Raw genomic sequence first — 21,853 nt, 5'->3', positions numbered from 1 at the left:
ACCAAAACCGAAACGGAATTTCCTAGAATTTTGATAATTCAACCTTCTAAAAATTTGCCATCATGAAAAAAACGAAAGACCGAAGAAGTCTTTCGTTCAGCTTTCATACATTTAAACTAATGCTTCAATCTTGCTCATGAAATCTTCCATGACTCCTGATAACTTGGACTCAGCTTCTGGCATTGATTTACCTTGGACACCGAAATAGAATTTAATTTTCGGTTCAGTGCCTGAGGGACGTAGGCAAACCCATGTACCATCCTCAAGGAAATACTTCAATACATTTGATTTCGGAAGCTCGATCAATTCTTCACCATTTGAAAGTAATGTACGCTTTTTGCTGCTTTGATAATCTTCTTCAGCGACTACCGGAATGCCAGCAATTCGGGAAGGAGGATTTTGGCGGAATTGATTCAAAATTCCTTGAATCTGTTTCGCTCCCTCAATACCCTTTAAAGTCAATGAACGCAATCCTTCCAAGTAAAAGCCGTACTTTTCAAACACATTCAACAACCCTTCATATAGTGTCAATCCCTGCTTTTTATAATGCGCACAGACTTCGACAGCAAGCACTGCAGCCTGAATGGCATCCTTATCACGTGCAAAATCTTTAATCAGATAACCGTAGCTTTCTTCATATCCGAACAAAAAGCTATTTTCCCCGCTTTCATGATACTGATTTATTTTCTCGGCGATAAACTTAAACCCGGTAAGTACATCAACCGTCTTTAAGCCATATGACTCGGCAATCGTCCGCCCGATTTCTGAAGTGACGATGGTTTTTAAGACGACTCCATTTTGAGGAATCTTCCCTTTTTCTTTTTTCTGGGACAGTAAATAGTCCAGGAAAAGTGCACCTGTTTGATTTCCAGTCAGGACAACATATTGACCCATCTCGTTTTTCACGGCAATTCCAAGACGATCGGCATCTGGGTCCGTTGCTATCAATAAGTCCGCTTCCACTTTGTTTCCAAGCTCGATGGCCATTTCAAATGCAGCTGGTTCCTCTGGATTTGGTGACTGAACTGTCGAAAAATCCGGATCTGGCAATTCCTGCTCCTTAACGATATGCAAATTTTGATACCCTAAGCTTTGCAGCGCCCGCCTGACGGATTTATTTGCCGTACCATGAAGCGGTGTAAAGACGATTGACACATCTATTTCCTCGGCAAGCTGCGGATTCTCGGGAACTGTAAGCAACTCACGATTATATGCCGCATCCAATTCCTCACCAATCATTTCGATGAGGCCTTGCCCTTCAAGGACTTCAGCTTCTTCAATCTGAATTTCAAGCTCACTTTCAATGGCATTCACGTAGCTGATTACTTGATCCGCTGCTTCCGGTGGCAATTGTGCCCCATCCGGTCCATAAACCTTGTAACCATTATATTCAGGCGGATTGTGGCTTGCCGTGATGACGATTCCAGCAAAAGCATTCAGCTCGCGAACCGCAAATGACAATTCCGGAGTCGGACGCAATTCATCGAATAAATAAGCCTTCACCCCAAATGTAGCCAAGGTCTTAGCTGCTTCGAGTGCAAATTCCGGGGACTTATGTCTCGAATCATAAGCGATCACAGCCCCTCTTCCTTTTGCTTCTTCCCCAAACGAAGAGATATATTGAGCTAACCCAACCGTTGCCTTCCTTACAGTATAAAGATTCATCCGGTTCGTTCCCGCTCCGATTTCCCCACGCATTCCGCCTGTTCCAAATTCCAAATTTTTATAAAAGGCATCTTCGAGTCGTGCTTCATCCTGCTGCATCTCCTCAAGGAGGACACGTAATTCCCCATTTAAATTCTGGTACCCTGCCCAAGTGGTGTATAAAGATTTCCAGTCCATCTCCAACATCTCCTCCCAAACGCCTTATTTGTGATTATTATGTATCTGCCTTACATATACAAAATTATCATATTTATTCCAATAAATGAAGTAAAGGCTCGCAATGAAAAGAACCGATCCTAGCGTTCTTCACATCACGAGCTCGTTTACCTCTTTATTTTTCGCCATCTTTGTAGTGCAGATGGTAAATATCATGGCGGCGATCTTTCAATTGCTTTACAGTACCAGACTGACGCTCCCGCCTTAAAATCTCCAAATCGACATCGCCAATCAGGACCATCTCAAGGTTCGGGCTGGTTTCCCCGACTATGCCGTCACGCGCAAATTCGAAATCCGATGGAGAGAAGATTCCCGATTGGGCATATTGAATATCCATATTTTCCGTTTGCGGAAGATTCCCGACCGTTCCGGAAATGACGGTATAGATTTGGTTTTCCACGGCACGGGCCTGGGCACAATAGCGAACTCGCAGATAGCCTTGCCTGTCTTCTGTACAAAATGGAGTGAATATGATTTTGGCTCCCATGTCGGTAGCAATCCGGGCAAGTTCCGGAAACTCAATATCATAACAAATTTGTATGGCGATTTTTCCACAGTCCGTATCAAAGACACGAACGCGGTCACCTGCGTTAATCCCCCACCATTTTCTTTCATTTGGTGTGATATGAATTTTATATTGCTTTTCAATCGTCCCATCGCGACGGAATAAATAAGCGATATTATAGATATTGTCATCATCTTCTTTTACGAAATGGGAACCGCCGATGATATTGACGTTATACCTTACAGCTAAAGTGGTAAACAATTCAATGTATTGCTCCGTGAAATCCGACAGTTTCCGTACAGCCAAGCTTGGTGATCTTTCATTCAAGAAAGACATCAGCTGGGTGGTGAACAATTCCGGGAACACGGCGAAATCCGCATTAGCATCCGAAGCAACGTCGGTGAAATATTCAACTTGGTTAGCGAAGTCTTCGAATGAATCGATTTTACGCAGCATGTATTGCACGACACAGATCCGTACCGGCTCTGATGTTTTATAATAACGTTTTGTTTTCGGCTGATAATCGACGTTATTCCACTCCATGAGCGTAGCATACTTATTCGATTGCAGATCATCCGGCAAGTAATTCGGATTGATCCTCATCAGCGTGAACCCATTTAAAAGCTGGAACGAAAGAACCGGATCATATATTTTATGCAATTGCACTTCTTTCACATATTCCCTTGGTAACAGTTCATCCGCATGTTTATGGTAATTGGGGATCCTTCCCCCGATAATGATGCTTTTTAAATTTAAATGGGCAACAAGTTCTTTCCTTGAATCATATAGTCTTTGACCAATTTTCATCCTGCGGAATTCAGGATGGACCATGACCTCGATTCCATATAAATTATAACCGTCCGGATTATGATTCGTGATGTACCCATTATCGGTTACATCATCCCATGTATGGCGGTCATCATATTCGTCAAAATTAATAATGAGGCTGGAACATGAGCCAATCACTTTTCCATCATATTCAGCCACGAACTGTCCTTCCGGAAAAATTTCCAGATGGCTCTCAAGCTGATCTCGCTTCCAGGGAACCATTCCCGGAAAGCAACTCGACTGCAAAGCAATTATTTCATCTATGTCTCCTAGCCTCATATTACGTATTTCCATTATTTTTTCATATTTATGCAGGTCCAAATTAGGCATTTTCCTCAGACTCCTTTAATCTCTTCCATAAGGATTATACCCCTTATTCAAAAATTAAAACAACTGAACCTACCCATGGATTTCAAAATTGCATGGATAAAAACCATTCTTAATGTCCGTTAAAAAGAATATATATTTTACAGACCCCGTCCATACATACTATACTTTTCATGAGAGCAAAAAGAGATGGGGAAGAGGAACCATGAACAAAACTAAACGCAGTGTGGAAAACTTATTATTTGTAGCCTGGGCTGCTTCCATCATTGCTATGTTTGGAAGCTTATACTTTTCTGAAATCAAGCAATATGAACCTTGTGCACTCTGTTGGTATCAACGGATCATCATGTATCCTTTTACGATCATTTTAGGAATTGCAATCATTCGAAAAGATTATTGGATCAGCTTTTATACCATGATATTATCCGCTATCGGTGCATTCATTTCCACGTACCATTACTTGATACAAAAGGTTTCATTCTTTTCTGACCACACCCTTGCATGCGGAAGGGTTCCATGTACAGGACAATATATAAACGTATTTGGTTTCATCACCATCCCGTTCCTAGCCTTGACTGCATTCATCATTATTTTCATATGCAGTTACATCATATGGACAAGATCCAAGGAGGTTGCAGCTTAATGAAGAAAATGGCTATATTTTTAGTGATAATCGTCGCGATATTTGTCCTGCTGGGCGTTTTTACAAACATGAAAAAAGAAGAGAAATCAAAAGGAAATCCATACGGCAAGGATAAGCTTAAACCCGCTACTGTCGATCAGCTGGATGACCCCAATTATCAAAACTTGATCCTGCCGGAAGAATTGGAGCAGGACCTCCAGGATAATGAAGATGTGACCGTTTATTTCTATAGTCCTGAATGCCCTCATTGTCAAAAAACCACTCCAATCGTAGCTCCTTTGGCAGAAAAGCTGGGAATCGATCTGGTTCAATACAATCTTTTGGAGTTTGAACAAGGGTGGAGCGATTATGGCATCAAAAGCACTCCGACAATCGTTCACTATAATAATGGCAAAGAACAAGAACGGATCGTTGGCTTTAATGATGAGGAAACGTTCGAAAAATGGTTCAAGGACCACGATATTAATTAAGAATGGAAAAAATGAGCCGGCCCTAACGGAAATGCTTCTCCCGTTATAGCCGGCTCATTTTTGTTGCCTTATACTAAATATTGATTCGCCACTTGGATGTCCATCATCTGCATATCATTATTCGCTTCATGGTTTATACTTGAAAAATGGTCATAATAAAAAGGGAAGAATATTCCGTATTCATTCAATAGTGTGATGTTATGCTGGAACAATTCTTCAGATTTAGATTCCATCCCTATAAAATCTTCTCTCTTTTGTTTGTCTAATATCGACATAAGGACTTGAAGACATGTCATTACTTGAAATGCGTCTCTTAATGTTGCCAAGTAAGTAACAGAACTTTGATTGGGCTTTAAAACGCCAATCTCGCGAAAATGAAGGATTTCACTTTCCGTAAAGTATTTTGGAAAGACTGATTCGTAGAAACGAGAAACGAGACTCGCTATTTCTTGCTCTTGTTCTTCCGTTGAAGAAAAGACCGTCTTCACTAAAAAAACCACCTTTTTTCAGATCCGTTAGACCTATCTATTATATGTATATTCTAGGACAAGCGATTTCTTTCCCCATAGAATAACATAAAAATTGTAAAAAATATGTGGTAATTTCCACCACCTAAGAATCTTAGCAATAGGTCCAAAGGTTACTTTTTCATGACTAATCCTTAACTATTATATATTTTTTCATTTAATCAAAAACCAAAGTAGTCGAAAGTAGGAGTTAAATTGGAAAATTTCAAAATAACTAACCAACATTTAATAATAGAAGTTCTCCAAAGTTGGAGTGGATTAACATTGGAAAAGCTTTTTAGGGAGCGTTGGAAGGCCCCAAAGAAATTAGTGCATGAATGGAGGATGAGTAAAGAAGTGACAGTGAACGGGAATTCCGTCACATGGTCGACCATGCTTAGTGAAGGAGATACGATCAGCATCCCCTTATTGGATCAGGCTGAAAATGAAACAGTTCCAGCGGCTGACTTAGGAATTTCCATCTTATATGAAGATGATGTGTTGTTGATAGCCAATAAACCTGCTGGAATGGATACTCACCCTTCTCAACCGGGTGAAGCACACTCCCTCATCAATGGAGTCGCGCACCATCTTCAAAAAACCGGCCAGACCTGTATGATCAAGCATATTCATAGGCTTGATAAAGATACCACCGGTGCGGTCCTTTTTGCCAAAAACCGCCTCATTGGGTCGATGCTGGATAGAATGCTGGAAGAAAGGGAAATCAAACGTACATATCTAGCTTTAGTCGAAGGAAACATTAAAAAGAATGAAGGCGAAATCAAAGAAAAAATTGGTCGCGACCGCCACCATGCCACAAGACGAAGGGTTTCCCCTACAGGCCAGACGGCAGTCACCCATTATCGGGTGCTCAATCGTGATCCCAAGAAAAACTTGACGCTCGTCAGCTGCACCCTGGAAAGCGGCCGAACCCACCAGATCAGGGTGCATTTCAGTCATTTGAACCACCCCTTGGCCGGAGATACCTTGTATGGCGGAAAAAAGACATTTCCACGTCAAGCCCTGCATGCAAGGAATATCGAATTCATCCACCCCATTTCAGAAGAAAAAATGATCATTGAAGCTCCTTTCATTGATAGTCCTGAAATATTCGATGTCACCATTTAAACTGAAAATCACCGTTCCATTTCGGAACGGTGTTCTTATTTATTCATTAATATTAATCCAAATATTTTTTTTTTGGGTCCAGCGAACCGGACGGATAATCATCCTCAACGGCTGAAATCATTAGCACTTGGGTCGGATTTTTCCGCTCTATACGCATCTTGGGAATAAATCCGTTCATTTTGGCATAAAAAAATAGCTGGCCACTTGGGCCAGCTTTATTTTTTGTATTTATGAAGCTTTTCTCATGCCTTTTAAGATAAGGCTTAAGATGAAGACAAATACGATTGCACCAATCAATGCTGGAATTATAGCGAAATCTGCTACTGAAGGTCCCCAGTTCCCAAGAATTAATGAACCTAACCATGCACCAACAAAACCAGCGATAATGTTACCGATAATTCCAAATGGTACGTCACGTCCAACGATCATACCTGCTAACCAACCAATGATACCTCCGATAATTAATGACCATAAAAATCCCATAATATATTTCCTCCTTCAAATTAGTTATTTTTTTAATTTCTGCAGCAGACTCCAAGAAATCAAATCACTTCCATATTGTCATGCCTTTTTCAGTTATTTTAACTTTTACATTCAAATGGTATGATGCCGATTACGCAAAATATCTAATGAATGTGAATGTTTAGTTATTGGGTAGAGTTAGCTAGCTATAGCCCTTGAGTAACTGATTGGCCTCATGTAGTGAATTTTTTCTTTTTGTTTGCCGCTGTACTCATTATTTTCCCCGTTTAATTAATCTAAAACCTAATTTTTTTTAAAAATATTTGGCAACGAAAACAGGATTATCAGACATATTAAACGGGTATACCATAGGCTTAACTTTGTCACATAGTTAGTATAAGCAGTAACTGTCTCAATTATGTTCATAAAGGAAAAAGAAAAAGGATGCCCCATTATCGGGACACCCTCTATCATTTGCAATATTCTTTTTAGAACAAAAGTTCATCGGGATTGCTGCCGAACCGTTCATTTTTGTTCAAGGCATCTATTTGATTCATTTCATTCAGGCTTAATGAAAAGTCAAATACCTGTGCATTTTCCTCGATACGGGACGGCGTAATCGATTTAGGTATTACAACTAGATCATGTTGCATATGCCATCTAATCAACACTTGTGCTGAACTTTTCCCGTGCTTCTTCGCTATATGATTGATTGTCGGCTCTTCCAATAGGTTCCCTCTGCCTAGCGGGCTCCAAGATTCTACCTTTATTTCATGTTTTGCACAGTAATCACGAATTTCGACTTGAGTCAAAAGCGGGTGCAATTCAATTTGATTGACGACCGGTTTCACTTCACTGTTTGCAAGTAAATTTTCCAAATGATGAACATGGAAATTACTTACACCGATTGATTTCACCTTCCCATCCTTATAAATCTTTTCCAATGCCTTCCAGGTTTCCAGATATTTATCTTTTCCCGGCCAGTGGATCAGGTATAAATCTAAGTATTCCAAACCAAGGCGATTTAAACTATCATCAAATGCCTGGAGCGTCGTTTCGTACCCTTGCTCTGTATTCCATACTTTAGATGTAATGAACAATTCTTCACGAGGCACTCCGCATTCCCGAATCGCTTGACCAACACCTTCTTCATTTTCATAAATGGCCGCCGTATCGATCGCACGATAACCAACTTCGATCGCTTTCTTGACGGACTCAACCGTTTCATTGCCGTTTTTCACTTTAAATACACCGAAACCCAGCTGTGGCATTTTAACTCCATTATGTAAGGTGATCGTTTCCCAAATATTTGAAATCATTTCATCATTCCCCCTTACTTTTATTTACCAATTATACATCCCTCCACCTTCTATTTCTAACCATAAGCCTTCGGATTTATAGAGTCCCTTAAGCGAAAACACACCTTTAAATACGATTTATATATATTAAAGGGAACATTTTATCTTTTTAATCATTCACCAAGTTAAATATTTTGTAAAAAAATGACGAAACATCTATCCTTATAGGTATGAAATTCGTTACAATTGTATAGTTCGACTTAAAACCAAGTAAAGAAGAAGGTGCCATCTTTAAAGAATAATCAAAAGTAAAACTCCCATTCTAAATATCGAGGAGTTGCAAACTGTCCTGCGCCCATTCATTGGCCACAATCCATATACACTTTACATACTTGAAATCAAGGGAGTCCTCCATGTATGAATAGCATACTCATCTTAACCGCGCTAATTATTATTTTTGCTTTGGTCTTTGACTTTATCAATGGTTTCCATGATACGGCTAACGCCATCGCCACAGCAGTATCAACCAAGGCGCTTAAACCACGTCATGCAATCATCATGGCTGCGGTCATGAATTTATTAGGGGCACTGACCTTTACCGGTGTAGCGCATACCATTACGAAGGATATCGTTGATCCTTTCACATTGAACAATGGTTCTTATGTAATCCTTGCTGCACTAATTTCGGCAATAATATGGAATTTAATCACTTGGTATTTTGGAATTCCAAGCAGTTCCTCCCATGCGATCATTGGTTCAATAGCGGGAGCTGCCATCGTGGCTAGTGGATTCGATGCGATTAAGTGGAGTGGATTCACTAAAATTGTACAAGCATTGATTCTATCCCCTATCCTCGCTTTTACTGTTGGATTCATTGTATACAGTATCTTCAAGGTAGTATTCAAAAATAATAATTTAGGAAAAACCAATAAGCGATTCAGGAGAATACAAATTCTCACGGCGGCCATCCAGTCTTATACACATGGAACGAATGATGCTCAAAAATCCATGGGTATCATCACGATGGCTTTGATCGCTAACGGATATGCCTCTACCTCTGAAGTTCCTTTCTGGGTACAATTATCCTGCGCAATAGCCATGGCACTTGGTACATCAATCGGAGGTTGGAAGATCATCAAAACCGTTGGCGGTAAAATCATGAAAATCCGCCCGGTTAATGGTGTGGCTGCCGATATGACTGGAGCAGCGATCATTTTCGGTGCAACCTTCCTGCATATGCCGGTCAGCACGACACATGTCATTTCTTCTTCAATACTTGGGGTCGGTTCTGCACACCGCATCAAAGGGGTAAAATGGGGGACCGCAAAAAACATGTTGATCACTTGGTTCATTACATTGCCAATTTCTGCTTCCTTATCTGGAATCATTTATTATTTGATTGCTTTATTTTTATAAAACCTTTTGCCTTTCCATATCGGAAAGGCTTTTTTTCTACAGATTTTCCCTTATAATTGTAGGGTTTTTCCCTTTTTTTAATTTTCCTTGTTTTTTTATATAAAGTTTTATTAAGATTTTGTAAATTTTCGTCGAAAAACCTTCCCGTATACTACATGAATTCGTTACAATCAATTTGTTAATACTAAGCGTACGACTAAAGTGCGTAAATTTGCATGACTAATTGGGAGGCTTTAACATGGCTTTTAAATCAAAAAAAGACAAATTCGCGGTAATGCTTTTTAACATCGCTCAAAACCTTAAAGAAGGTGCTGACTATTTCGCGGATTATAAACTCAAAAACATCTCCGATCTAAAAGTATTTTCAGATACGATGAAAGACTATGAGCATAAAGGCGATTCAATGGTTCATAATGTGATCAAAGAGCTGAACAATGCCTTCATCACTCCTATCGAACGGGAGGATATCCTTGAATTAACCATGAGAATGGATGATGTCATAGACGGTTTGGAACACTGTGCGGCATTATTCGAAATGTACTCAATTGTCAATGCAGATGAGTATATGCTTAAGTTTGTGGATGCAATCAAACAATGTACGTATGAGATTGAAAATGCTGTCGATACATTATCCACTAAAAAATTGCCAATGATTCGTGAAAATGCAATCAAAATTAAAGATCTTGAATCCGTTTGTGACGGAATCCAACGTCAATCAATCAAAAACTTGTTTACCGTTGAAAAAGATCCAATCAGGATCATTCAATATAAGGAAATTTACGAAAGCCTTGAAGAGATCGCCGATCACTGTCAAGCAGTGGCCAATACACTTGAAACAATCATAATGAAAAACGCCTAAGGAGTACCCCACTAAATGGATACTTTATTAATTTTAACAATATTAATCGTTTTCTTTGCTTTAGCATTTGACTTCATCAATGGTTTTCATGATACAGCCAATGCAATAGCGACTGCTGTTTCAACAAAGGCCATGAAGCCTAGGCATGCCATCATCATGGCAGCCATCATGAATTTCGTCGGAGCTATGACATTTACTGGAGTAGCGAAGACCATAACGAAGGATATCGTGGATCCGTTCACGCTTCCGAATGGTTCATATGTAATCTTGGCTGCTCTTCTTGCCGCTATCATATGGAACCTTCTTACCTGGTATTACGGAATACCAAGCAGCTCCTCCCATGCATTGATTGGTTCGATTGCAGGTGCCGCCATTGCTGCAGCAGGCTTCGCCGGCATTAAATGGGAAGGGTTCATGAAAATTCTTCAAGCTTTGATCTTCTCCCCGCTAATTGCTTTTGCAATCGGGTTTATCGTATACAGCATCTTTAAAGTAGTCTTTAAAAACAATAACCTGACAAAAACAAACCAAAAATTCCGTACTATACAGATTGCTACTGCAGCACTTCAATCGTATACCCACGGAACGAACGACGCTCAAAAAGCGATGGGTATCATCACGATGGCCCTTATTGCAAATGGTTATGCATCAAGTACCGATATCCCCTTCTGGGTTCAATTCTCCTGTGCGGTGGCAATGGGACTTGGAACTTCCGTCGGCGGATGGAAAATCATTAAAACCGTTGGCGGAAAAATCATGAAAATCCGTCCGGTCAATGGTGTTGCAGCGGATTTAACCGGGGCCTTTATCATTTTCGGCGCGACAGTAATACACATGCCAGTCAGTACAACCCATGTTATTTCGTCTTCAATCCTTGGTGTTGGAACTGCGCATCGTGTCAAGGGCGTAAAATGGGGAACGGCAAAAAGAATGATCATCACTTGGTTCATTACCATTCCCATCTCGGCAACATTAGCTGGTTTGCTTTATCTTTTAATTAACTTCCTATTCTAAAATAAAAATCCCTTCCGGTTTCCATCGGTAGGGATTTTCTGTTTTACAAAGGATTTATCTATGCTTATTAGCAGGAAATCGTTTAAAATTCAAGGAGAAGGAATTTTTTTTAGCGAGGGGCAAAATAAAAATGAAGGAATTCGAAAAAAATAGAGATATTTTTAAAGACCTTTATGGAGATATGATGGAGTTTGCCGATAGAATCAGTTCTGTTTTAGGTTGCCCCATTACAATTGAGGACGGTAACCACCGCTTACTTGCTTATAGCACACACGATGATACTACGGATCAGGCTCGTATCATGACCATAATCGGAAGACGTGTCCCTGAAAAGGTCATCAACAGTTTATGGAAAGATGGCTTCATCCCCGCGTTATTGAAAGAAGATGCTCCCATTAAAATCGGGGCCATCAATGATGTCGGTCTCGGTAACAGGGTTGCGGTTTCCATCCGGAAAAATAATGAAGTACTTGGATTCATTTGGGCTTTGGAAGTAAATGAACCTTTCTCCGAAGAAGATATGAAATTTCTGCAATTCGCTGCCAAAGAAGCGAAGAACCAGTTACAGCAATTGCAATTGAAAAAGAAAAGGAAAGAAGCAGGTCATCAAGAGTTCCTTTGGCGCATGTTGACCGGGCACTACCAAGAAGAATCGGAAATAATTGAAAATTACAAGAAATTCTCCATCCATGTTCCAATGGTTTTTTCCATATTGGTATTCGAATTTCCTAAAGAGATCAATCGCGAAGTGGAGCGCTACATTTCATACATGTTAACGACCACTCAAAAGATAAACAGTTCCCTATTTGCCATTGACCATAACAAGCTCATTCTTTTCGCGGGAGCCAACCAGGAAAACAGCCCTTCTTTCACTTCATCGATTTATGAGTTCATTCCTTTTTTCATTCTGGAGATGAAACGGCGTTTCGGTGTTGAGCATATCCTTGGAACGGCTGGCAATATGTATAAAAACTTAATGGATGTTAAATCAAGTTATGAAGAAGCTCAATACACCCTGAAAATGAAGAATATTTTCCCTGATGACATGAAACTCATTTTACATTATGAAGAACTTGGCATGTTTCAGATGATTGAAACACTCGCAAGCAACAAACAGCGGCGTGTTCATCCTTCCATCCTTAAGCTAAAAGCATACGACATGAAAAACCAGACGGAATTGCTGCAAACACTCACTGTCTATCTGGAGAAAGACTGCAACCCAAATGAAGCTTCAAGAATTCTTCATATCCATGTGAATACGTTGAATTACCGATTAAAAAGAATCTCTGAAGTGGGAAATATTCGGTTAAAAGACCCGATTCAAAAAATGTCCCTCTTTCTTAACATTAAACTTAATCAATATGATGAATTTCACAAGAAAAATTAATCATATATTCCCTGATATGGAATACTAGAAGTGTAGAAAGGTTGATCATATGAAATTTGAAACAAAAGAAGAACTTGAAAAAGAATTAACAATCATTGAAAAATGGGAGAAAGATCAGAAAGGACTTTGGTTTTGGGAACGGATTGGGCGGATCCCATTCAAGCTATTGGATAAGTTCACACCGGATTTCATTCAGAAAAAATTGGGTGTCATGCTTGATGAAATCGGCAGCTACATTCAGAATGGCGGAAAATATTTAACGAAAGAAGCTCATATTCTAAATCAGCTGCAAGCTAAGGTTCCCGAGTTGAATATTACTGCCCTGGAAGATGTTTCAAGCATCCCCCTCCATATCATGGATAGCGTGAGTCAGGATATTAAACATTCAGGCAGCAAATTGGCAACGGTTCAAGGTGCCACTACCGGGATTGGCGGAATCTTCACCTTGGCCATCGACATCCCGCTTCTTCTCGGCATGTCGATCAAAACCCTTCAGGATATTGCCATCACATATGGCTTCAATCCTCGGGACCGCCAAGAACGTATTTTCATCGTCAAATGTCTGCAATTCACAACATCGGATGTTGTCGGCAAAAAGGCTCTATTAAATGAATTGTCGAAAATGAACCAGACTGATTCCCAATCAAAAAGGGAAATAGCCTCCGAACTGCAAGGATGGCGAGAAGTCGTTTATACATACCGTGATCAGTTTGGTTGGAAAAAGCTTTTGCAAATGGTTCCTGTTGCCGGAATCATATTTGGCGCCCTTACAAATCGTTCCATGATTGCCGATATAGCCGATACAGGAATCATGCTTTATAAGAAAAGAAGGATTTTAGAGCGCATTCAAGAACCTATTGCAAAGAATTGAATTCAGCTTTAAAAGGGTCTTGATCCCGGCGAGTCCATTTTTTTTGAAACTGCGTTTGTGGAATTCCACAAATACACCTTTTTCATTTTTCTGATTTCCACATACTAACTGTTTCTTTTTCCAACTATACTTGTGATACAAATAGTAAAACATATTATTGGAGGGATTAAGATGAGAATAGGAATTCCGAAAGAGATTAAAAACAATGAAAATCGTGTAGCTATCACTCCAGCTGGGGTCGTAGCATTAGTCAATGCAGGGCACGAAGTATTAATCGAAATGAACGCAGGTCTAGGAAGCAGTTTTACAAATGAAGCATATCAAGAAGCTGGTGCCGTTATAGTCGAGGACGCTGCTAGCGTTTGGGCAAGCACAGAAATGATCATGAAAGTAAAAGAACCTATCTCATCTGAATATAAATATTTCCGAAAAGATTTAATCCTTTTCACATATTTACATCTTGCGGCAGAACCGGCACTAGCTCAGGCACTAAAAGAAAGCGGTGTCTTGGCCATTGCTTATGAAACGGTTGCAGTAAATCGCACACTTCCTTTATTGACACCAATGAGTGAAGTTGCAGGACGCATGGCTGCACAAATCGGTGCTCAGTTCCTTGAAAAAAATAACGGCGGCAAAGGAATACTCTTAAGCGGAGTTCCTGGAGTTAAACGCGGTAAAGTCGCTGTTATCGGCGGAGGCATGGTTGGAACGAATGCTGCTAAAATCGCTATTGGATTAGGCGCAGATGTTACCATTCTTGACTTAAGCCCTGACCGCCTTCGTCAACTTGATGATATTTTCGGAAATGAACTGACTACACTCATCTCCAACCCTTATAATATTGCAGAAGCAGTCAAAGATGCCGATTTGGTTATCGGTGCCGTATTGATTCCAGGTGCTAAAGCTCCTAAGCTCGTTACTGAAGAAATGGTTAAATCGATGTCTCCAGGTTCAGTCATTGTCGATGTTGCAATCGACCAAGGCGGTATCTTTGAAACGGTCGACCACATAACAACACATGATAACCCTACTTATGTTAAACATGGAGTAGTGCATTATGCAGTGGCGAATATGCCAGGAGCAGTGCCTCAAACTTCTACCGTTGCTTTAACTAACGTAACAGTACCATTTGCACTTCAAATTGCCAACAAAGGTGCCATCAAAGCGATCCTTGAAAATGATGCACTTGCAAAAGGCGTCAATGTAGCGAACGGTGAAATCACGTTCGAAGCAGTTGCCACAGACCTTGGCTATAAATATGTAAGTGTTGAAAACGCCTTAAAACCAAATAACATTAACGCATAATAAAAAAGTAAGACTCCAGAACAATCTTGTCTGGAGTCTTATTTTTTTGGACGAGAACCTATATGAAGCTGTATGTCTTCATACGATATCTGGATCAGGTCGGATTTTCTGCTCGATCGGTCGATTTATCCAGAGTTAGGTTGGATTATCTGCGATTTTCTGCTTGAACGGTCGAATTATGTAGAGTTAGGTTGAATTATCTGCTCGGACGGGCGATTTTTCCGGGTATAAACATCTGCCACTACATAATCAAGTTTGCCCTTTTCCCGATTAATGTTATTACTAAACTAACAAAATGGAGTATTTCTTTTAATCTATGAAGATCTTCCCAGGATTCATTATTCCTTTCGGATCCAATGCCTGTTTGATCGTTTTCATCACTTCGTAAGCTCCTCCATGCTCCCTTCGCTGATACTTCGATTTTCCAAGTCCCACCCCATGTTCACCCGTACATGTACCGCCTTTTGTTAATGCATATTCGACGATTTCTTCATTTAACCTCTTCGCTTCTTTAACTTCTTCAGTATTTTTTAGATCGATCATGAACAATACGTGATAATTCCCGTCACCTACATGTCCTACAATCGCACCCTCCACTTTGGATTGTTCGACTTTCTTCCTTGTATCCAGTATGGCATTCGATAATTCATGAAGGGGCACACTTACGTCGGTCACCATCAGCTTTTTTCCAGGTGCGCTGTGAATGAATGCGTACGCGAGATTATGGCGCGCTTCCCATAAGGCATTCCGTGCTTTTGAATCGGTTTCAAACTGGATATCCCCACAGCCAAAATCACTTACGATTTCCTTGGCAAATTTGACGTCCTGTTCCAGTCCGGCAAAATTCCCATGAAACTCGAGGAATAAAGTTGGTTGGACATCATAGGATTTGTCCATGAATTGATTAACTTTTTTTATGGACTCGGCATCAACCAATTCAATTCGTGCAATCGGGATTCCAGCGAGCATGATCCCATTAACCGCAGATACTGCCTGTTCGACGGTTGGAAATGAGGCTCTCCCAGCCATTGTGACTTCAGGAATGCCATATACCTTTAATGTCAGTTCAGTAAATACACCCAGCGTACCTTCAGAACCGACAAACAAGCCATTCAAATGAATGCCTGAAGATGATTTTGTCGCTAAACTTCCGGAATGAATCACTTCACCGTTTGCTAAAACCACTTCCAAATCCCTGACTTGATCGCGCATTATCCCATATTTGACCGAGGTCGTCCCACTTGCATTCGTAGCTGCCATCCCACCCAATGTAGCATCGGCGCCAGGATCGACGGAAAAGAACAAACCGTATTTTTTTAATTCTTTATTGAGTTGCGTCCTTGTCACACCTGGTTGGACCTTCACAAGGAAATCATTTTCCCTGATTTCCAATATTTGATTCATCAAGGACAAATCCAGGGAAATTCCCCCTTTGACTGGAACGACATGCCCCTCCAAACTTGATCCTAATCCAAAAGGAATGACCGGTATTTCATGCTCATTCGCATAACGCATGACTGCGCTGACTTCCGAAGTATCCCTTGGATATATGACCATATCCGGCAAATGCGGAGTATGATATGATTCATCATGGCTGTGCTGTTCCAATAAAGTTTCATTCACCGTTACTTGTTCTTCTGTCAGAATCTCCCTTAATTCTTCTATATAACCATTCATTATGCAGCCTCCCCTTTTTTCACCAAACATTCTGAAAATGGTAAGCGGATGAGATTGCCGGCTAATAGGCAATCCATCTTTTTCATTTACTGGACCCTTTCGTTTTATCCGTGCAGGCCTTCATTGCTTGTAGAATGCTGGATCTTAGCTGATTCTCTTCTAAAGACGCTACCGCAGATATCGTTGAACCGCCCGGCGTGCAGACATCATCCTTTAAAGCAGCAGGATGTCTTTCCGTCTCCAGTACCATTTTAGCAGCTCCCATTACAGCTTGTGCTGCCATTCGGTATGCTTGTTTTCGTGGAATGCCATCACGGACCCCTCCATCAGCCAGCGCCTCGATGAACATGTATACATAAGCAGGCGACGAACCGCTGATGGCCGGTACTGCGTCCATCAAATCTTCATGCAGGATTTCCGTTTTGCCGAAACTATTCAGCAGTGCAGTCACATCCTCTAAATCAGCATCGGTAATTTCATCATTAATGCTCATGGCAGTCATGCCTTCACCGACAAGCGAAGGAGTGTTTGGCATCGTCCGGGCAACCTTCACTCTTTTTCCGATACTGTTCTCAACTAGAGATACAGTGATTCCAGCTGCCATAGTAATAATCACAGCGTCTTCCTTAACATGATCCTTCACTTCTTCAAGCACTTGCTTATGCATGGCAGGTTGGATCCCTAGAAAGAGAAAATCGGCAAAACCGGCAACCTCTTTATTGTCCAATGTACCTTTAACGTTATATTTCGAGGTGATTTTAGTTTTGGTCTCCACACTCGCAGTACTTACCATTATTCCTTCAGGTGAAATGACCTCTGCAAGCAACATGCCCTCAAGCATAGCCTCACCCATTTTACCGCATCCAATAAATCCTATTTTTTTATTCATATCTTACACTTCCAATCATAAGTTCATCTATATTCCTTCTTATTATAACTAATATGGTAAATGGAAACACGCTGGGGATATTAATCAGGAAGGATTTAGTTATTTCTGGTCGAATTACTTAGTTGATATGATATCTACCTTTCGAAAACAATCCTTCATGCAATTGAATTATTCAGCGAAAAAAACGTTGACTAAATGGTCATTTGAGATTTATAATTTTGACCTACCAGTCACAGGCGAATAAGGAATACAGTACTAGGAATGGAGAAATGGTATGCAAATGGAAAAAAAGGCGGTCAATACCAAGCTTGTCTTAACAGGATTGATCATTGGAATGTTTTTCAGTTCATTGGAACAGACGATCGTCGGTACGGCCATGCCGACAATTATCGGGGAATTGAATGGTTTTACCATCTTTGCATGGGTAACGACTGCCTATTTAATAGCCTCAACGACTGTTGTACCTATTGTTGGAAAGCTATCTGATTTATATGGCAGACGTTCCCTTTATCTGCTTGGTACGATCATTTTTACGATCGGTTCGTTTTTATGTGCCACAGCCACTTCGATGGAGCAATTGATCATCTACAGGGGGCTGCAGGGAATCGGCGGCGGGATGATCATGCCTTTATCCCAAACGATAATCGGCGATATATTCTCTGCGGAACAAAGAGCCAAATGGCAGGGTGTATTTGGAGCCCTTTTTGGTTTAAGTTCCGTCATTGGCCCTTTTCTGGGCGGCCTCATCGTTGACCATATCAGCTGGCATTGGATCTTCCTGATCAATGTACCGACGGGCTTACTATCTGCCATTTTGATTTATGTAGGATTGAAACATGAAGCCATAAGGAAAGCAGAGAAAGTGAATATCGATTATTTAGGGATTTTCACCTTGATTCCTGGTATTGTCCTGTTACTGCTGGGCTTAACCTTCGGTGGTGATAAGTTCGAATGGTTATCACTAGAATCTCTCTTGATTTTCGGCAGCACTCTTGTCTTCATTGCCCTCTTCATCATTTTTGAAAGAAGAGCAGTCGAACCGATCCTTGACTTATCCCTTTTTAAAAATAGAGTTTTTTCCACCACGAATATTTTGGGATTCCTGCTTGGCCTTGGCATGTTCGGGGCAATCATGTTCGTCCCGCTGTTCATGCAAGGCGTACTGGGTGTTTCCCCAACAAAAGCGGGGTCGACCATGACTCCGATGATGATCGGTATGATTCTTTCCAGCATCATTGGCGGGCGGTTGCTATTGAAATTCCGTTTTCGTACCGTGCTTACCTTTGGAATGGCCTTTGCAACGCTCGGCTTCTTCCTAATGAGTACGATGGACGGCAGTACGACTATATTCACTGCGTACTCATTCATGGCAATCCTTGGAATAGGTATGGGTCTTGTCATGCCGACATTGATGATTGCCGTTCAAAACGAATTTCCAAAATCCCAGCTGGGGTCGGTTACAGCGGCTTCGACATTCTTCCGATCAATAGGAGGAACGATGGGCATCACGATTTTGAACGCTGTCATGAATCACAATCTCCAGCAAAATATGGATGATGCGGTCGTAAGCCAAAAGGATCCTATATTGCATCAGGCACTGAAAGCATTAGCCGATAAAACGGATACGTTATTTAACATCATGCTTTATCCTGAAAACCTTAAAATGCCCGCAGAAGTCAGCAACGTCCTTGTGAAAACGATTGAAAATGCTTGGGTCGATGCATTCTCCAGTGTTTTCATCACCGGTATCTTTTTTGTTTCCGCGGGAATATTAGTGGCACTTTCCGTGGGTTCGGGCCGAATCAAAAGAGATCAAGAAACGGAAAAAGAATTAGGCTAAAAATTTGCTCGGGACCGGCTGATAATTCAGCCGGCCTTTTTAAACCCTTCCATCCTATGTTTTTTTTTCATTGATAAGGGAATTTTACCTGTATGAGACTAAATGGGGTGATACTATGAACAAGATGAACCATTCAATTTTGCCTGCTGATTTTTATCAGCAGCCCACGCTTGAACTGGCAAAATCCCTTCTTGGCTGCCTGATTGTAAAAGAAACAGCGGATGGAACCGCTTCTGGATTCATTGTTGAAACAGAGGCCTATATTGGACCTGGGGACAGGGCCGCACATAGTTTTGGAAATAGAAGGACAAAACGGACGGAAGTGATGTTCGGAAATTCCGGTTTGATATATACATACGTCATGCACACACATACACTGGTCAATGTCGTAAGCGGAGGGCCTGAAAATCCGGAAGCCATTTTAATTCGGGCGGTTGAACCCTATTCAGGGCTCGAGTTAATGCATGAAAGACGCGGAATTGCCGATATTCGTAAATGGACCGATGGACCAGGGAAGCTAACTAAGGCACTAGGCATCACTATGGAAGATTATGGTCGATCTTTTACGGATCCCCCGCTATATCTAGCTTCTGGAAAACAGCCTGAATATATATCCAGCGGCCCCCGCATCGGAATTGACAACTCCGGGGTAGCAAAAGATTACCCTTGGCGTTTCTGGGTTACCGACAATCCGTTTATATCCCGTAAAAACCTAATTAATAAAGGGGTACCGAAAAAAACCCCGTGATCTTATCCCCTCCTAAGAGAGCAGTATAAATGGCTACAGGCATTCTTTGGCCGTTACACTCTGAGGGGATAATACATCCGAAAGAAATAATAGCTATGTACAAGACAATGAAGGAAGTTATGCGTACAGTCGGGAAAAGTAAACCAGCAAAGAGTGTTATGGAGCTCTTTCCTGGACGACCTGATTAATTGGCATTGTGAATATAGCTAGAGGCAGACATAGCCACAAAAGAACAAAGGAAAATATTAATAACTTGTCGCTATTTCATCCCCTTTACCTTTCTTTTCATCTTCCAAAATAATTCGTTACATTATTAAACTCTCCTTAACTGTTCACTTACAATAAAGTTGTTTAATCTTAGCACTTCAAACACAGAGAACACCGTTCGAAAATAGAACGGTGTTCAAAAAGTTGTTTAATCTTTTTTATCATATATTCATTTTCCCCAAAACTAAATGTTCTTCAACAATCGCCCCTTTTTGTTGAATCAAGCCTGTACATGCATATTGAACTAAAGAATTACGTTAGCGCAATAAACGTTAGATGCTCTTACCTATAATCTTCAATTAATGATATTTTTCCTTCATTAAGTCCAAATATGGACTTTCCTTTTAATTGAATCTTATCTCACTCTTTAATCCGTTAGGCAAATCAACAGCCAGTATTGCTTCATAATCAATTTGTACTTCTGCTTTATCATCTATAGCATTATAGTCAATAACTGTCTGACGACGATAAGAAAAAATTCTTGATGACTTTTCCGACAATTCTCTAAACTCTTGTATTCCTCTGGTCTGTGTGTTCATTTCGCCATTGGTGAAATTCCTAAACAGTATATCTTTATGAAGGAGTCTAACCATACTTTCAATATCAAACGAATTGTAGGTCATAATATAATTTTCAATGATTTCTTTGCTCTTTTCACTAATCATGAAATATTCCTCTCATCCATATAGATTTTTAAAAATATATTTTCTATAAGACTCATATATTACCTTTTATTTCCCAAACTAATACAATCACATGTAGAGTATCACTTGAGTTACCTAAAGATGTTACTGGTTTTTAGGGCTCTTTTTTGCAAAAACCAATTTTTGCTTCTGCTCTTCAACAAGATTTAACTTTAATGGATCACTCGCTCAAAAGCTTAGTTGAACGTGATAGTCTTCATTTAACAGATGAAAACTATCTAAATGATTTAGAAGCCATCTATTACTCTCCTGGAAAGTTCACTGGCAAACAAGTAACGTTAACCGGGTTTTCGTACAATTTAGATGAGCTAGCCAAAAAACAGGTATTCCTGTTTCGTTTTGGGGTCATTCACTGTGTCGCTGACTCTGGGGTATTCGGTATGCTAATCGAATTTCTTGAAGGAATGCATCCTAAAATGATGAGTGGTATTCCGTGACAGGTGAATTGGAATCCATTTATTATCAGCCATTCAAGAAAACCATTCCCCTACTCATAGTATCATTACATAGTAAAATCGCAGAACCTGACGATCCCTATGTTTATAGACAATATTTAAAAATTAATCATGGAAAGGTAAGGATATTATATTATTCTTACCTTTCTTTTTAATTACCTCAAAACTTCCATTTATGAAGTCTCTTTTAGCCTAGTTATCTCTTTATGCGATATAAAGGATACTGCCCTTCCACTTGAATCTACACAATGTGGCAGATCTGCAAAATAACCTGAGAAATGACGAAAAAGTTGAATTTTATTTAAATGGGTCATGTTTTTTATATGCCTTACCTTTATAATATAAATGCTACATAATTTTTTACCACATCAGG

General features: G+C 40.3%; 21 protein-coding genes. 13 read left to right on the top strand and 8 right to left on the bottom strand.

Annotated features, from left to right (window positions below; translation table 11 throughout):
* Positions 1–111 precede the first annotated feature (111 nt).
* Both Q8G36_RS10895 and Q8G36_RS10890 read right to left on the bottom strand, forming a co-directional pair.
* Entirely contained in the window at positions 112–1,842 is a 1,731-nt protein-coding gene (locus Q8G36_RS10895; protein WP_305160179.1) for a phospho-sugar mutase, read from the bottom strand.
* Between the two features lie 154 nt (positions 1,843–1,996).
* A complete protein-coding gene (locus tag Q8G36_RS10890) occupies positions 1,997–3,544 on the bottom strand; it encodes a bifunctional GNAT family N-acetyltransferase/carbon-nitrogen hydrolase family protein (RefSeq protein ID WP_305160178.1) in 1,548 nt (515 codons plus the stop codon).
* 202 nt (positions 3,545–3,746) lie between these two features.
* On the opposite strand from Q8G36_RS10890, the gene Q8G36_RS10885 reads away from it, so the two are divergent.
* Both Q8G36_RS10885 and Q8G36_RS10880 read left to right on the top strand, forming a co-directional pair.
* Positions 3,747–4,184, top strand: a complete 438-nt coding sequence (locus tag Q8G36_RS10885) for a disulfide oxidoreductase (protein ID WP_305160177.1) — start codon at positions 3,747–3,749, stop codon at positions 4,182–4,184.
* Positions 4,184–4,654 (top strand): thioredoxin family protein, encoded by a 471-nt coding sequence (locus Q8G36_RS10880; protein WP_305160176.1) that lies wholly within the window; start codon positions 4,184–4,186, stop codon positions 4,652–4,654. Before Q8G36_RS10885 ends, Q8G36_RS10880 begins: the two co-directional genes overlap by 1 nt.
* 68 nt (positions 4,655–4,722) lie before the next feature.
* On the opposite strand, the gene Q8G36_RS10875 is transcribed toward Q8G36_RS10880, so the two are convergent.
* Positions 4,723–5,142 carry a DUF5365 family protein gene (locus Q8G36_RS10875; RefSeq protein WP_305160175.1) on the bottom strand — a complete coding sequence of 140 codons (420 nt, stop codon included), beginning with the start codon at positions 5,140–5,142 and terminating at the stop codon, positions 4,723–4,725.
* A 234-nt stretch (positions 5,143–5,376) separates the two neighbouring features.
* Between Q8G36_RS10875 and Q8G36_RS10870 the strand changes: the two genes are divergently transcribed.
* The gene (locus Q8G36_RS10870) at positions 5,377–6,288 is read left to right on the top strand and encodes an RluA family pseudouridine synthase (protein ID WP_336622960.1); all 912 of its coding nucleotides are present in this window, start codon (positions 5,377–5,379) and stop codon (positions 6,286–6,288) included.
* A gap of 228 nt (positions 6,289–6,516) precedes the next feature.
* Here Q8G36_RS10870 and Q8G36_RS10865 read toward each other — a convergent pair whose 3' ends face one another.
* Both Q8G36_RS10865 and Q8G36_RS10860 read right to left on the bottom strand, forming a co-directional pair.
* Entirely contained in the window at positions 6,517–6,771 is a 255-nt protein-coding gene (locus tag Q8G36_RS10865; protein WP_170946860.1) for a GlsB/YeaQ/YmgE family stress response membrane protein, read from the bottom strand.
* Between the two features lie 467 nt (positions 6,772–7,238).
* Positions 7,239–8,069, bottom strand: a complete 831-nt coding sequence (locus Q8G36_RS10860; protein WP_305160174.1) for an aldo/keto reductase — start codon at positions 8,067–8,069, stop codon at positions 7,239–7,241.
* A gap of 396 nt (positions 8,070–8,465) precedes the next feature.
* Here Q8G36_RS10860 and Q8G36_RS10855 point away from each other — a divergent pair, with 396 nt between their 5' ends.
* From Q8G36_RS10855 to ald, 6 genes are all read left to right on the top strand, one after another.
* Positions 8,466–9,464, top strand: coding sequence for an inorganic phosphate transporter (locus Q8G36_RS10855; protein WP_305160173.1), 999 nt, complete (start codon positions 8,466–8,468; stop codon positions 9,462–9,464).
* Between the two features lie 238 nt (positions 9,465–9,702).
* Positions 9,703–10,323 carry a DUF47 domain-containing protein gene (locus Q8G36_RS10850; protein ID WP_063235631.1) on the top strand — a complete coding sequence of 207 codons (621 nt, stop codon included), beginning with the start codon at positions 9,703–9,705 and terminating at the stop codon, positions 10,321–10,323.
* Positions 10,324–10,338: 15 nt separating this feature from the next.
* Positions 10,339–11,337 (top strand): inorganic phosphate transporter, encoded by a 999-nt coding sequence (locus Q8G36_RS10845; RefSeq protein WP_305160172.1) that lies wholly within the window; start codon positions 10,339–10,341, stop codon positions 11,335–11,337.
* Between the two features lie 130 nt (positions 11,338–11,467).
* Positions 11,468–12,724, top strand: a complete 1,257-nt coding sequence (locus Q8G36_RS10840) for a PucR family transcriptional regulator (protein WP_305160171.1) — start codon at positions 11,468–11,470, stop codon at positions 12,722–12,724.
* A 49-nt stretch (positions 12,725–12,773) separates the two neighbouring features.
* Positions 12,774–13,595: an EcsC family protein gene (locus Q8G36_RS10835; protein WP_305160170.1), complete on the top strand. Its 822-nt coding sequence runs from the start codon at positions 12,774–12,776 to the stop codon at positions 13,593–13,595.
* Between the two features lie 171 nt (positions 13,596–13,766).
* On the top strand, positions 13,767–14,900 hold the full coding sequence (gene ald, locus Q8G36_RS10830; protein WP_305160169.1) for an alanine dehydrogenase: 1,134 nt from the start codon (positions 13,767–13,769) through the stop codon (positions 14,898–14,900).
* A 309-nt stretch (positions 14,901–15,209) separates the two neighbouring features.
* Here ald and Q8G36_RS10825 read toward each other — a convergent pair whose 3' ends face one another.
* Together Q8G36_RS10825 and proC are read right to left on the bottom strand one after the other, a co-directional pair.
* On the bottom strand, positions 15,210–16,577 hold the full coding sequence (locus tag Q8G36_RS10825; protein ID WP_305160168.1) for an FAD-binding oxidoreductase: 1,368 nt from the start codon (positions 16,575–16,577) through the stop codon (positions 15,210–15,212).
* A gap of 82 nt (positions 16,578–16,659) precedes the next feature.
* Positions 16,660–17,466 carry a pyrroline-5-carboxylate reductase gene (proC, locus tag Q8G36_RS10820; protein WP_305160167.1) on the bottom strand — a complete coding sequence of 269 codons (807 nt, stop codon included), beginning with the start codon at positions 17,464–17,466 and terminating at the stop codon, positions 16,660–16,662.
* Between the two features lie 274 nt (positions 17,467–17,740).
* Between proC and Q8G36_RS10815 the strand changes: the two genes are divergently transcribed.
* Together Q8G36_RS10815 and Q8G36_RS10810 are read left to right on the top strand one after the other, a co-directional pair.
* Entirely contained in the window at positions 17,741–19,306 is a 1,566-nt protein-coding gene (locus Q8G36_RS10815) for an MDR family MFS transporter (RefSeq protein ID WP_305160166.1), read from the top strand.
* 124 nt (positions 19,307–19,430) lie between these two features.
* Positions 19,431–20,054 (top strand): DNA-3-methyladenine glycosylase, encoded by a 624-nt coding sequence (locus Q8G36_RS10810; protein ID WP_305160307.1) that lies wholly within the window; start codon positions 19,431–19,433, stop codon positions 20,052–20,054.
* A 611-nt stretch (positions 20,055–20,665) separates the two neighbouring features.
* On the opposite strand, the gene Q8G36_RS10805 is transcribed toward Q8G36_RS10810, so the two are convergent.
* Positions 20,666–20,986 carry a nuclear transport factor 2 family protein gene (locus Q8G36_RS10805; RefSeq protein WP_336622959.1) on the bottom strand — a complete coding sequence of 107 codons (321 nt, stop codon included), beginning with the start codon at positions 20,984–20,986 and terminating at the stop codon, positions 20,666–20,668.
* A gap of 146 nt (positions 20,987–21,132) precedes the next feature.
* Here Q8G36_RS10805 and Q8G36_RS10800 point away from each other — a divergent pair, with 146 nt between their 5' ends.
* Positions 21,133–21,462 (top strand): hypothetical protein, encoded by a 330-nt coding sequence (locus Q8G36_RS10800; protein WP_305160165.1) that lies wholly within the window; start codon positions 21,133–21,135, stop codon positions 21,460–21,462.
* Complete coding sequence (locus Q8G36_RS29030) at positions 21,459–21,635, top strand: hypothetical protein (RefSeq protein WP_336622958.1); 177 nt, start codon at positions 21,459–21,461, stop codon at positions 21,633–21,635. The genes Q8G36_RS10800 and Q8G36_RS29030 overlap by 4 nt, the downstream gene beginning before the upstream one ends.
* Positions 21,636–21,853 lie beyond the last annotated feature (218 nt).

Source organism: Peribacillus frigoritolerans (assembly GCF_030676415.1).
GTDB classification, from domain to species: domain Bacteria; phylum Bacillota; class Bacilli; order Bacillales; family DSM-1321; genus Peribacillus; species Peribacillus frigoritolerans_A.
This window is presented reverse-complemented; position numbering and strand designations above follow the sequence as displayed.